The 13067-nt window shown below is 58.8% G+C and carries 10 protein-coding genes; 6 read left to right on the top strand and 4 right to left on the bottom strand.

Annotation, left to right across the window (positions count from 1 at the left end; all coding sequences use genetic code 11):
- Window positions 1-274 precede the first annotated feature (274 nt).
- From OHL13_RS12540 to OHL13_RS12530, 3 genes are read left to right on the top strand one after another with little or no spacing between them, the layout of a single operon-like run.
- On the top strand, window positions 275-1636 hold the full coding sequence (locus OHL13_RS12540; protein ID WP_263410464.1) for a bifunctional folylpolyglutamate synthase/dihydrofolate synthase: 1362 nt from the start codon (window positions 275-277) through the stop codon (window positions 1634-1636).
- Between the two features lie 2 nt (window positions 1637-1638).
- The gene (locus tag OHL13_RS12535) at window positions 1639-2385 is read left to right on the top strand and encodes a lysophospholipid acyltransferase family protein (protein WP_263410463.1); all 747 of its coding nucleotides are present in this window, start codon (window positions 1639-1641) and stop codon (window positions 2383-2385) included.
- Between the two features lie 45 nt (window positions 2386-2430).
- On the top strand, window positions 2431-3597 hold the full coding sequence (locus tag OHL13_RS12530) for a DUF4062 domain-containing protein (protein ID WP_263410462.1): 1167 nt from the start codon (window positions 2431-2433) through the stop codon (window positions 3595-3597).
- Window positions 3598-3652: 55 nt separating this feature from the next.
- On the opposite strand, the gene alaC is transcribed toward OHL13_RS12530, so the two are convergent.
- Window positions 3653-4843: an alanine transaminase gene (gene alaC, locus OHL13_RS12525; RefSeq protein ID WP_263410461.1), complete on the bottom strand. Its 1191-nt coding sequence runs from the start codon at window positions 4841-4843 to the stop codon at window positions 3653-3655.
- Between the two features lie 86 nt (window positions 4844-4929).
- On the opposite strand from alaC, the gene OHL13_RS12520 reads away from it, so the two are divergent.
- Complete coding sequence (locus OHL13_RS12520; protein WP_263410460.1) at window positions 4930-8037, top strand: hypothetical protein; 3108 nt, start codon at window positions 4930-4932, stop codon at window positions 8035-8037.
- Between the two features lie 49 nt (window positions 8038-8086).
- Here the strand turns inward: OHL13_RS12520 and OHL13_RS12515 are convergent, their stop codons facing one another.
- Entirely contained in the window at window positions 8087-9505 is a 1419-nt protein-coding gene (locus OHL13_RS12515) for an arylsulfatase (protein ID WP_263410459.1), read from the bottom strand.
- Window positions 9506-9631: 126 nt separating this feature from the next.
- On the opposite strand from OHL13_RS12515, the gene OHL13_RS12510 reads away from it, so the two are divergent.
- Window positions 9632-10369 carry a TIGR03435 family protein gene (locus tag OHL13_RS12510; RefSeq protein WP_263410458.1) on the top strand — a complete coding sequence of 246 codons (738 nt, stop codon included), beginning with the start codon at window positions 9632-9634 and terminating at the stop codon, window positions 10367-10369.
- Between the two features lie 9 nt (window positions 10370-10378).
- Here the strand turns inward: OHL13_RS12510 and ychF are convergent, their stop codons facing one another.
- Window positions 10379-11476, bottom strand: a complete 1098-nt coding sequence (gene ychF / locus OHL13_RS12505; protein WP_263410457.1) for a redox-regulated ATPase YchF — start codon at window positions 11474-11476, stop codon at window positions 10379-10381.
- 287 nt (window positions 11477-11763) lie between these two features.
- Between ychF and OHL13_RS12500 the strand changes: the two genes are divergently transcribed.
- Complete coding sequence (locus tag OHL13_RS12500; protein WP_263410456.1) at window positions 11764-12093, top strand: hypothetical protein; 330 nt, start codon at window positions 11764-11766, stop codon at window positions 12091-12093.
- 68 nt (window positions 12094-12161) lie between these two features.
- On the opposite strand, the gene OHL13_RS12495 is transcribed toward OHL13_RS12500, so the two are convergent.
- Window positions 12162-13058: a hypothetical protein gene (locus tag OHL13_RS12495; protein ID WP_263410455.1), complete on the bottom strand. Its 897-nt coding sequence runs from the start codon at window positions 13056-13058 to the stop codon at window positions 12162-12164.
- Between the last annotated feature and the right edge of the window lie 9 nt (window positions 13059-13067).

The raw sequence follows: 13067 nt of genomic DNA, 5'->3' as shown, positions 1-13067 counted from the left end.
TTAGGCGTTGTCTTCAGCCTTTGCGGCGCCGGAACGGGCAGCGGTGATGCAGGGTGCGAGAACCATGGCAACAAAAATGGCAGCAATAACGATATCGTGCATAGGAGTGTGACCTCTTTTCTGCGGAGCGGCTTTACCGCTCCTGGCAACGTCAGAATCTCGCGCTTTGCAACTTCAGAACATTCCACTTCAGCATGTTGCCGCCGAACGGTTGTGTGATCCCCATTCCACCTTTGTGCTATCCGTACGCTCTAAAATAGAGGGCGGAATCGATATGTCTTATCAGCTAGCCGTCGAACAGCTTTACGCACGGGGTCATGAGCTTGCCCCCCCGCAGCCAGGCGCGCCGCGCCGCAAGTTTGATCTTGCCTACATGCGCACGCTGATGAAGGATCTTGGCGATCCGCAAACCACCTTTCCCGCGGTGCTGATTGCAGGCACCAACGGCAAGGGCTCCACTGCCTCCACGCTGGCCAGTGTGCTGGGCGTCTCCGGCTATCGCGCGGGGCTCTACACCTCGCCGCACCTGGAGCGCATCAACGAACGCGTCCGCATTGGCAGCCAGCTCATCAGCGACGACGACTTCGCACGTCTCTATTTCCAGGTGGACGACGCCGCAAACCGCCTGGTCGCCAGCGGAGACCTGCCGCACACCCCCAGCTTCTTTGAGGTGATGACCGCCATCGCCTTTCTCTCCTTCGCCGAGCAGAAGGTCGATATCGCCGTGCTCGAAGTCGGCCTCGGAGGTCGCCTGGACGCCACCAATATCGTGGAGCCCATCGTCTCCGTCATCACCGACCTCGGTCTGGACCACATGGACTATCTCGGCCCCACGCTGACGCACATTGCCAAGGAGAAGGCAGGCATCCTGCGTAAGAACGGCGTGATGGTCACGCTGCCACAGCACCCTGAGGCGAACTATGCTCTCGGAGAGGTCGCCGTGCCGCTGGAAGTGCGCGGAGTCAACGCTGCGGCTTATATTCCTGATCGCGGACTGGCTCAGGTCAGCCCTTTCCGCAATGTGTACCCCGCGCGAATTCTGGGGCAGGATGTGACCATCGACTCGCCCCTCGGCGGATCGCACCAGCAGCGCAACCTCGCGCTGGCCATCGCCACGGCGGTGGAACTGAACCAGCACCACGGCTTTGCGAAAATCACCGCCGCCACCATCGCCGAAGGCATCCGCTCCACCGCATGGCCGGGCCGGCTGGAACTGCTGACCAGCAACGGAGTCGATTTCCTTCTGGACGTCGCGCATAATCCTGACGGCGCATGGACGTTGCGCTCAGCCATTGGCCAGTTGCCGGATGAGCGGCCACGCACACTCGTCTTCTCGTGTTTGAAAGACAAAGCCGTCGAAGGCATCGCGCAGACGCTCTTCCCGCTCTTTGACTCCAGTGCCGACCGCGTGCACGACCACATCGTGCTTGCTCCCATGAACAACCCGCGCGCCGCATCGCTCAGCGATCTGGAACAGGCCGCCGCGCACATGGAGATCCCCGTAGAGACCGCCTCCAGCGTGGCCCAGGCCATCGACAAAGCGCGCCGGGTGACGCCTCCCTCGGGGCTGGTTATCATCACCGGGTCGGTCTATCTGATCGGCGAAGCTCGCAGGATTCTGAAAAGAGACGACTGACGATGGCGCAACGGACCACCGCACAGAAGCTACTCACCTACGCTCTGCTCGCCCCGCTCATCGTGGCGTCCACGGCTTTCTTCGGCATCATCTCGCTCATCACCTCGCTGTGGGACAAGAGCGGCCGCCAGCAACACGCCATTGCGCAGGTGTGGGCCAAAAGCCTGCTGATGATTTCGTTCTCGCCCATGCAGGTCATCGGGAAAGAGAAGCTGGGCCGCGTCGCCGTCTATGCCAGCAACCACATCAGCTACATGGACACGCCGGCGCTCTTCGGCAACCTGCCCTTCCAGTTCCGTATCCTGGCCAACCACTACCTCTTTAAGATTCCGTTCATCGGCTGGCACTTGAAGCGCAGCGGACAGGTGCCGATTGACCAGTCAAACCTGCGCTCGCAGATTGCGGGCCTGAACAAAGGCATCGCCACGCTGAAGAGCGGCATGCCCATCCTGCTGTTCCCGGAGGCGGGCCGCAGCCAGGACGGCCACATCAAGTCCATGCTTTCCGGCGCGGCGTTCATGGCCATCAAGGCCCAGGTTCCTATCATGCCGCTGGCTCTGGTGGGCACGCATGAACTGATGCCGATGCACGAGTACTCACTCGCCCCGCGACCGCTGAAGCTGGTGGTGGGCGACCCGATTGATACTACGGGCCTGACGACGAAGGATGCCGAAGTGGTGACGAAGAAGCTGGCGGATGCGATTACGGAGATGTATTACGCGCATAGCGAGTTAAAAGTGCTGGCCTAATTCCCTAAAGTGAAGCAAGATTGCGGTGAAGTATTGGTAGAGAGAATGGGACAGACTAGAATTTTCATAAGCTCCACTTGCTATGATCTGACACACATCAGACAGGCGCTTCACTCTCATATCTCTGAGCTTGGGCATATCCCAATCATGAGTGAATTCTCGGCGTTCAGTGTAGATCCACGATTGAGCAATTTAGAAAATTGCAAGAAGAACGTTAGAGACAACGCTGACCTGTTCATATTGATCGTCGGCATGAAAAAGGGATCGGTTGATTCAGCGAGTGGCAAGTCTATTGTGAATCTCGAGTATGAAGCCGCAGTTCAAGAAGGTTTAGATATCTTCACTTTTGTTGATCAAAGGTTGATTGATTTGCTTCCAATATGGAAATCAAATCCTTCTAATGACCTATCCGCAGTGATTGATTCCCCGGATATCTTGAAGTTTGTAGATTCTGTTCGTCGCTCACAAAGATGGACATTCCCGTTCAGGTCTGAAGATGACATTATTTCGACAATTCGCCTCCAAGTGTCATCTCAATTGAGAGAGTTGCTATCGAAGCGTCGAGAAGGTCATCTCAGACATCTAGGTGTATTTCAGAGAGAGAGTGAGCGGGCCAAGTACTTTGTGGAAAACAGGCCTGAGTATTGGGAGCACCTCCTCACGGCGGAGCTATTAGAATCTCGGCTAAGTCGGACAAGAAGACAGCTCGATGATGTCATTGCCGGGCGTGTGCTCGGGCCTCACACACATGTTAATGGGAAAAAATTTAACGAATATGTGCAGAGTAAACTTTCAGAACTAATTTCAACAATGGAAAAGCTCGTGTATGTGATCACAAAGCGCATTCCTGAGTCTTGGGGCCCATCAGGAATTGCCGGTGATCCAATGCAGATATACGAGGCGGTCTCGGAAGTCGACGATATTTTAGCCGCTTTGGTTTCGGCAGAGTCGGAAACCTTTCGTATCCATCCTCCGGAATCAATGCTGCAAGTTAAAACAGCCTTGCTGGGGGTTACTGATACTTTTACAGACACCCTATATAAGGCTCCGAGCGAAATTAGAAGCACCATCGAGCAGGCTATCAACTATGACAAGTCGCAACCGCCAACGGTCTTGTCAATTAATTTCAAGTTCGATTTTAAACACACGGAAAATTTTACTCGCGCTTATGATGCAGCTATCGCTTCCATGAGGCCAGAGGATTGGGATTAGATGTAGTTTCATCGATGTTGAGTGAGAGATGTTCAAGCGTAACTAGCACCCTTTCTCAATCCCCAATCGGCTTTGAGAACATATGCTTAATCCCCCGCAGCGCCTGCCGGGTTCTTTCTTCGTTCTCGATCAATGAGAACCGCACGTAGTCGTCGCCGTACTCTCCGAAGCCGATACCGGGGCTTACCGCTACCTTGGCTTGTTCGAGCATGAGTTTGCTGAACTCCAGTGACTTCAGGTGGCGGTACTGTTCGGGAATTTTGGCCCAGGCGAACATGGTCGCTTTGGGCATCTCCACCGGCCAGCCGAGTTTGTTCAGGCCGTTCACCAGGACATCGCGGCGGCTGCGGTAGGTCTCGCAGATCTGGTGGACGCATTCCTGCGGCCCCTCAAGCGCAAGGATGCTGGCCACCTGGATGGGTGTGAAGGTGCCGTAGTCGAAGTAGCTCTTGATGCGGGCCAGTGCGGCCACCAGCGTGGGGTTACCCACCATGAAGCCGACGCGCCAGCCGGGCATGTTGTAGCTCTTGGACAGGGTGAAGAACTCGACGGCGATGTCCTTTGCGCCCGGCACCTGCATCACGCTGGGCGGGGTGTAGCCGTCAAAGGCGATGTCGGCATAGGCCAGGTCGTGGACCAGCCAGACGCCGTACTCCTTACAGATGGCCACCAGCTTCTCAAAGAACGGCAGCTCGACGCACTGTGCCGTGGGATTGGCCGGGAAGTTGACGATCAGCACCTTGGGCCGCGGCGTCATGCGGGGGATGACGTCCTGAATGCGGGCCAGAAATTCGTCGGTGGAGTCGGTGATCGGCACGCTCAGCACGTCAGCCCCGGCGATCACCGGGCCGTAGATGTGGATGGGATAGCTGGGGTTGGGCACCAACACGGTGTCGCCCTTGTCCAGCACGGCCAGGCACAGGTGGGCGATGCCCTCCTTGGAGCCGATGGTCATGATCGATTCGGTCGCAGGGTCCAGCGTGACGTTGTAGCGGCGCTGGTACCAGTCGCAGATGGCCTTGCGCAGACGCGGAATGCCCTTGGAAAGCGAGTACCGGTGCGTGCGCGTCTTCTGCACGGCCTCAATCATCTTGTCGACGATATGCTGCGGCGTCGCGCCGTCAGGGTTTCCCATGCCAAAGTCGATGATGTCTTCGCCGCGCTTGCGCGCCGCCGCCTTCAACTCGCCGGTTATGTTGAAGACATAGGGCGGAAGGCGTTTGATGCGTGAAAATTCGTCGCTCACAATGCATTAATCATCGCACGGCAGGCGATGACTGCTATGATCGGTTCCCCCGCCAAAATTGATGAGCAGCAAGAAAGGTATCTCCTGTGGATATTCCTGTCGGACCCGGCACCCTTACGCTCGATGACCATATTTCCGCAACAATTCTCGGTATTTTTACTGCCAACGGCTTCTTCCCGGACACGGACATCGACCTGGACCTGATCAAAGGGTCATTTCCAGCCGTCAACCTTCCGGTCGCCGCTACCGCCAACATCACATTGAATGCCAGCTTCGGCGGCGGTGTTGGTACGGGGATGGGAGTTTTCAAAGATCCCCAGACTGCCTTGGGAAAGCTTGGGCTTGACCCGGCGCCCTCCGTCACCTTTCCAGACTCCGGCCCGAACGATCGCTACCTGCTTATCTCCTTTAATGCCAATGCCACTGGCAGCGTGAACGGCACCATTCCCTTTGGTGTAGCGGGTTCGGCCACCTTTGGTGTTACGGGAGCGGGCGGCACCACGCTTGCGGTGCTGCATCGCTTCGATCACACAACCGTAACGGCTCTGCACGCAATCGCAGCGGCGGGAAGCAACATCAAGGTCGCGCGTGCCATTGGCCGGGCGGAAGATCTTGCTCCTTTCACGTGGATCATTGGCGAGATTGACGGCTCGCTGGCCATGACGCTCGGCGCCAAGCTCGGCTACGACTTCGCCTACAAGAAAGACATTCCAGCCACTCTGCAGCAGCTCGGCCTGCAACAGGACCTGAGCCTGAAGATCGATTCGGCGCTGTCCGTCCAGCTTGGATACAACATCAGCGGGCGTTACCTGGCGATTGTGGGCCGACCCGCCGATGACCAGAATCTGACCCTGCAACTGCACAAGCAGAACTCGTATGGCTACAACTTCGGCCTGGACCTCTCCGTTGGCGTGCAGGCTGACCCGCTGCTGCCGGAAAACCTGGGCGATCTTGTCTCGGGAGCTTTCGGCCTGTTGCCCCAGCAGGTAGCCAACGATCTGAAGAAGTCCATCCCGATCCTGGAACAGTGGACGACGGGCGACCTGGGCGCGAACCTTGCCGCTCTCACCACGGATACGGCAAAGAACCTGCTGCATGCCGTTACCGGGCTGAACATCGATACCGAACTCAGCCAGGCCGTGGGAGCAGTAAAGGATGCGCTCGCGCAGTGGGACGCGCTGGCCACACAGGGCTCGTCCACAGTAAAGACCCTGGTTTGGAATCTTCTCGGTTCGCCCGATGCTGCAACACAGGCGCTGGTCACCACGCTGCTGACCGATCTGCGGGACAACCCTGATTTCAACAAGGCTCTATCGGACGGCCTGCAGGCTGTGGGAACACGCAACTGGCTTCTGGGGATCGCGGAGGCGGTGGGGTCCAATTCCTCGCTTTCCCTCGGTGCCTACCAGGATCAGGTAAAGAAGTACGCCGCCGACATCCTGAGCGTGCTGAGTGGAAGTGTGATCACCAGCCTGAAGAAAGAGATCGATACTGCCTTCAGGCTGAGTACGATCACCTCCGCGGCCAATACCACGGCCATCAATCAATGGGTGCAGGCCCGCCTGGCGGCCTTCTTCAATAAGTCCACGTTTGTGACGGCTGATCTGAAATCGGTTCAGGCAGCGATTGCCGCGCTGGGCAAAAATCTGTCAGGAGCTTATGACAAGCTGGTTGCCGCGCTGACGAACAAGTACAACTTCGACTTTGCCTACAACTATCAGAAGACGACATCCAACGCGGTCATGGTCGATCTGGTCTTCGATATGAATCAGGCGGCATCGCAGTTTACCGCCATTGTGCAGAAGGGACAGCTCGATGTCCTGTTTGCAGGCAATGGACCGATCCCGGGCATCACCATTCAGGATGCTGTGATGACCCACGAGATTCACAGCAAGGCAACCACTCACATCCAGATCCCCAACTTTGTCAGTGACAGTGCGGTCACGCAGGACACGGTGGCCAAGCTGCAGATCCAGCGGAATGGCGCCAGCCTTATCGCTTTCGTTGATTCGAAGGTGAACGCCAACGGCACACTCTATGCCGGCCTGGTGGATCTTGCGTTCCAGGCAGATCTGAGCGGCAAGGTCCTGACCGACCCCACGCTGGCTCTGGCATACGAGATGCGGTTTATAAAGCCTGCCTGCACACAGACGTATCTTGCTGGTGGCATACAGGACTTTACGACCCAGTATCTTGCCGACAAGCTGCCGGCAGGAAGTTTCGTGCGCTTTCTCTCAGATTTTGATGCGGCTGTGATTCAGGCAAGCAGGCAGGCCACGCCAACCGGCGGCTCGGCCACGGCTCACTTTGACAATCTGGGAGACATGGCGGTTTCGATGCAGGTAGCGGTAAGCGGTGAACTTGCGGACGCATGGTTCGTGAAGCGCGGCAGGGACGAGGTAGCCGCAGCACAGCTGATGGCGTCGCGTTTCATTCAGCAGTACCTGCGCCGCTATGTCTACCAGTGGTTCATGGAGGACTCATCGCATGCCACAGACACGGAGGCCGCGCATATCTATGCGTATGCCGCGTTACCTATCTGCACCAATAACGATTGGGACGGCACGAGCGCCAATCTTGATTCGGGCAAGTCTCCAACATGGAACCCCGGCCCGCTGCCGGCGATGAAAGATATGTTGAAGAGCATGATTGAGGTGTCGGTTGCGACAGGCAGTCTGCGGGCACTCGCCGATAAGGCTCGTGTGTTGGGCCTGGTAGGCGGCATGTTCAACAACAATCCGGCGATCACCACGAACCAACTGCGATCCACAGGGGAACAGGATAACCAGCTTGCTTCGCTGGCCTGGATTGCGTATGCCGAAAACAAAATCATCGGCAATGCCGCAAAGGCTATCCAGACTGCCTCCGACGCCGCCAACCAGGCTTCGCTCGACCGGCAAATGCTCTTGAAGACTTTGGCCGACTTTGCGCAGTCGCTGACGAAGGCGATCGCAGGCACATCGCTGGCCAACTATCTGGGGCAGAAGTTGGATGTGATTGGCCCGCTGTTGCTGGCCGAGTTGACGCGCACCCTGTCCACCGATGGCCAGGCAAAGATCACCACGAACGCCATGCTGCAATTGATCTCGCTCAAGGCGGGCCACACCTTCGGCCTGTCCGATTACCTGGCGGGGGACAAGACACCCGCGGACGACCAGGTGGCCGTCTCGCAGTCGCTCGTTAGTGTCCACTAGTCCGATTGCGGGTTAGGGTGCTGCACGTCCTCGGCGCTCTAACCCGTTGTTATTCGGGTGGCTTGGTTGAGCCTGCCGGCGGATTATCCGGATACTCCGGTGATTCGCGGTGGGCCTTCTTCAGCTCGGCTTCCATGCGTGCAATCACATCCGGATGCTGGCCGGCGATGTCCTTGCTCTCCCACGGGTCAACGCTCAGGTCATAGAGCTCCAGCTTCGCACCCTTCTTCAGGCGTACGACCTTCCACTTGCCAAGTCGTCCGGCCTGGCGATACACCGGCTCATAGAACTCCCAGTAGAGGAAGCGGTCTTCTCCTGTGCGCGAACTCAGCAGGTAGGGTTTGATGCTGATGCCGTCCGTCGGCTCGGCAGGCGCGCCCGCAAGGTCCAGGGCCGTTGGTAGAAAATCCGGGAAGTAGACCGGCATCTGGCTCACCGAACCGGCCTTGATCTGCGTGCTCCAGCGTACGATCAGCGGATCGCGGATGCCGCCCTCGTACATATCGCGCTTGTACCCGGTCAGGTTGCCGTTCGAGTCGAAGAAGTCGATCACCCGCGTCTGCGCGGCTGTCGGCTCGCTGCGCGGTCCGTTGTCGCTGGCGAAGAAGACAATGGTGTCGTTATCGAGCTTCAGCTTCTTCAGCGTATCCAGAATCTGCCCAATGCCTTTGTCCATCCACCAGATCATTGAAGCGTAGGTCTTCTCGTCGTCGCTCCAGCCTTTTTCATTCGCATAGGGACCGAAGTCAGGTGCAGTGTACGGGCTGTGCGGGCTGTCGTAGGCGGTGTACAGGAAGAACGGCTCGTCCTTGTGCCGCGTGATGTAGTCGACAGAGTCCTCTGTGATCATCGCCGTGTCGTAGCGGCCCTGCTTGCCGCCGGCGTTTTCGGGGATGTCGATCTCCTGCTCGCCGTTCATGCGCTTTTCGGGCCAGTAACCCTGCGTCTCTTCGCGCGCGGTCAGCCAGCCCTTGAACTCCTCAAAGCCATGCCTGGTCGGCGTGGCCTCGGCATCGTAGCCGTCGAGATGCCACTTGCCCATCAGCCCGGTGCGGTAGCCCGCCTTGCGCAGATAGTCGGCGACGGTGCGGTCTTCCGGCAGCAGGCTGGCGCGGCGAATCTGCTCTTTCTTCTTGTAGCCCACCTTGCCAGCGGCCAGCGCGAAGTTATCGCGAATGCGCGCATGGCCTCCATGTAGCCCGGTCATCAGCGTGCAGCGCGATGGGCCGCAGACCGGAGCCCCCGCATAGCCCTGCGTGAAGCGCATACCTTCTGCGGCCAGCCGGTCGATGTTTGGTGTCTTGATCTTGGTCGAGCCATAGCTCGAGGGATCGCCCCATCCCATGTCGTCGGCCAGGATAAAGACGATGTTCGGCTTGCGCTTGCCAGGGGCTGCCATCGCAGGAGCGGCGGCAACAGCGGCGGCTCCCATGGCAGTGGCCAGAAGGGTACGGCGGGACAGGGGCATCGTAGAAAGTCCTCTCCGCGTTGTGCGGATAGAAACTATTTTTGCATTGAACCTCGAGTCGCGGCCAATCCACAAAGCCTTTGGAACATCCTTCCGGCAACGCGCGTATTGGTCTGCATGATGCGAATGTTGCTGCCGCTCCTCCTTCTCTCCACGTTGTCTGCTCATGCGCAGGAAGGCTTTGACGCCGCCAGCATTCATCTGACGAATGACCACGTCCCCTTCGAACGCGATGGGATGACACAGGTCGCGCATGGAACGCTTCGCATGCATGATGTCACCGTCAGCACCTGCATCCACTACGCGTACGGTGTCGCCACGGCGCAGATCATCGGCCCACCGGAACTGACCTCGGAGCACTACGACATCCTTGCCGCCGCCGGGCACGATGCCACCGACGCCGAGATGCGCAGCATGATGCAGAAGCTGCTGGCAGAGCGTTTTCACCTCGTCCTGCATCCGGACAAGCGCGAGAGCAAGGGCTACCTGCTGACGCTTGCTCCCGGCGGACTGAAAAACTCCGCTGCTATTCATGCGTCTGAGGGAGAAGGAGAAGCCACGCATCAAAACTCCGATATCGGCTTTACCGCGAAGCACTTCACCATGAAGGACCTCGCAAACTATCTCGCCAGCCCGCTACAGGGCCCTGTTGCGGACCAGACAGGCCTTCCCGGCACATACGATATCTCCGTCGATTTTCGCGACTATGTCGATACCGGGTCGACCCTGCGCGAGGAGCGGCCAAGCGCCCTGGCTGTGCTCAACTTCGCGTTGAAAGGCCAGTTGGGTCTGCAGCTCACAGCAAAAAAAGCGGTCTACGACGTGCTTGTCGTAGACCGCCTTGAAGCTGTCAGCGCGAACTAGTGGCCGCGTTTAAACATTGAACTTGAAGAAGAGGATATCGCCGTCCTTGACGACATACTCCTTGCCTTCCGAACGGTAGAGCCCCTTTTCCTTCACCGCCGCCTCGCTCCCCAGGGCGAACAGGTCGTCGCAGTGGTAAGCCTCGGCGCGGATGAAGCCCTTCTCGAAGTCCGAGTGGATGACACCTGCCGCTCCAGGCCCCTTGGTTCCGCGCTTGATCGTCCATGCACGCACTTCGGTTACGCCCGCGGTGAAGTAGGTGATCAGGTCCAGCAGCTTATAGGCCGCGCGGATCAGGCGGTTCAGACCCGGTTCCTCAAGACCCATCGCCTCCAGAAACTCCTTGCGCTCGGCCGGCTCCAGCAGGGAGATCTCGCTCTCCATAGCACCGCAGATGCGGACCACTTCGCTGCCGTCTTCCTTGGCACGCTGCTCCACCTGCGCGGTCCACTCGTTGCCTTCGGTCAACCCGGCTTCGTCCACGTTGGCCACGTACAGCATCGGCTTCTGGGTGATCAGAAAGAGTTCGCGGCTGGCAATCAGCTCATCTTCACTCAGCTCAGCCACGCGCGCGGGCTTGCCCTCGCCCAGCACCTGCTGCAGAATCTTCAGCGCTGAAAGCTCGGCCTTCACCTTGGGGTCCTGCGACTGCTTCGCGACCTTCTCGGTCTTCACCAGGCGCTTTTCGACCGACTCCAGGTCGGCCAGCAGAAGCTCGGTATTGATGACGTCGATGTCGCTCAGCGGATTGACGCCGCCGGCCACGTGCACCACGTTCTCATCCGCAAAGCAGCGGACAACGTGGCAGATCGCATCGGTGGAGCGGATGTGCCCGAGGAACTGGTTACCCAGGCCTTCGCCCTTGCTCGCGCCCGCTACCAGGCCGGCAATGTCGACAAACTCCATCGTCGTCGGCACGGTCTTGTGCGGCTTCACGAATTCGGTGATCTTATCCAGCCGCGGATCGGGAACGACGACCACACCCACGTTGGGCTCAATGGTGCAGAAAGGATAGTTGGCGGCCATCGCCTTGGCCGAGGTCAGCGCGTTGAAGATCGTGCTCTTGCCAACGTTGGGCAGGCCGACGATTCCACAGTTCAAAGCCATTGCTTGGGTGAATCCTCTACTCTCTATCGAAAAAGCTGTCTCTTTGATTGTAGAGTGCGAAGGCCAAAACGGGCCTGCAAGGCGCGGCTTCGCTCCGGTTTGCCTCAGCCTCCTGGAGCGTGCAGCGTATAGTTAAAAGCAGGGCATCCGTTCCGCTCTCTTCCTCGCCCGCAGCCCACCTTCGCTCGCGACGAGCCACGTTCAGGCAAGCAACCGATCCCGTCCGCAGATTCCGTATCTTCCGACGCCCCTGTTTTCTCGAATACACATCACACTGGAGAGTCCCGATGATCGCTGCCACGCCTGAGCGCTATCAACTGAAGTCCCTGCACGAAGATATTTCTCTGATGGACCGGAAGCTGGCGCATCTGCAGAATTTTGAGGTCTTTGCGACCAATGACCTGCGCGATGCGGCCCTCCGCAAGATGCACACCCGCCGCGAAACCCTGGTGAAGAAGGCCCGCGTGCTGCGCGACGAGGGAATCGAATTCCTGCCCTCTGAGATTCCGCTGTCGCTTCGCACGGAGACAGAGATTGTGGCTCGTCAGAATGCAGAAGAGCAGCCCGTACCGCCTTCCGCCGCGATTCCCATCGACCAGCACCGCCGCTCCGCATAGCCGGTTTTCAGGCAGGAAAATGGCGGACACCCCTGGGCATCCGCCATTTTTGCTGAACTAAGGTGAAGCTACTGCAATGAAGCAGAGGTCCTGGTTCCGTTTGCCGCCGGGGGAACCACCGACAGGTCATCGGACAGCTTGAAGTGCACCAGCGACTCGGCCGGCAGGTCAATGTCGCCATTGCCCGTCAGGCCCGCGACCGCGGTACCCGCGCCTGCGCCCGCCAGGCCGCCAATCAGCAGGCCGGTTCCGCCGGTGGCCAGGCCGCCAATCAGCATGCCCGCACCGGTCGTGCCGCCAATCCAGCCAGCGCTGCGCTTGCCCTTACCCTTCTTCGTGCGTGTAAAGGTGCCGGTCTCCAGCGGATATTCCGTACCGTTCAGCGTCATGCCCGTCAGGCGAAGCTGCAGGATAGACGAACCCTTGAAGTGGCCGCGCTTCTTGCTGGCTTCCACCACGCCGCTGACCGGTGTACCTCGCGGAACAATCACGCGATCATTCACGCTGATTGGCTCGGCAATCTCGCCAGAAAAGCGCGATCCCGCAGGCGTCGTCTTCACGCTGATGTGCTGATTGATGCGGATGGCCACGGCCGTTCCAGCGGGAATCTGTACATCGGCAGGCTTGATGATGGGTTTTGCAGGATCGGGGACAGCGCTTCCCGGGCCGGCCTGCTCGGTGCCCGGAGCTGCGGCCGTGGTGGAAGTTCCGGCGGTCGCGGGATTGCTCACCGTCGTCTTCGTGATGGTCGGCTTGTGGGTCGTTGGATCAGGCGGGGTGACGGTGGTTGTGGTGACGTTGCCCTTGCCGTCATTGGTTACAACCTGCTGGGCCTGGCCTGTTGCCGCGGCCTGTTGAGTTGCCTGATCAATCGCTTTTTCTTCAGCAGACTTGCAGCCTGCCAAAGCTCCGCACAGCAGCAGAGCTGCCGCAGTGGATGCAATGGATTTGCGGGGGAGAAACATGGGTCTTAC

The organism is Terriglobus tenax (genome assembly GCF_025685395.1).
Taxonomy (GTDB): Bacteria; Acidobacteriota; Terriglobia; order Terriglobales; family Acidobacteriaceae; genus Terriglobus; species Terriglobus tenax.
This window is presented reverse-complemented; position numbering and strand designations above follow the sequence as displayed.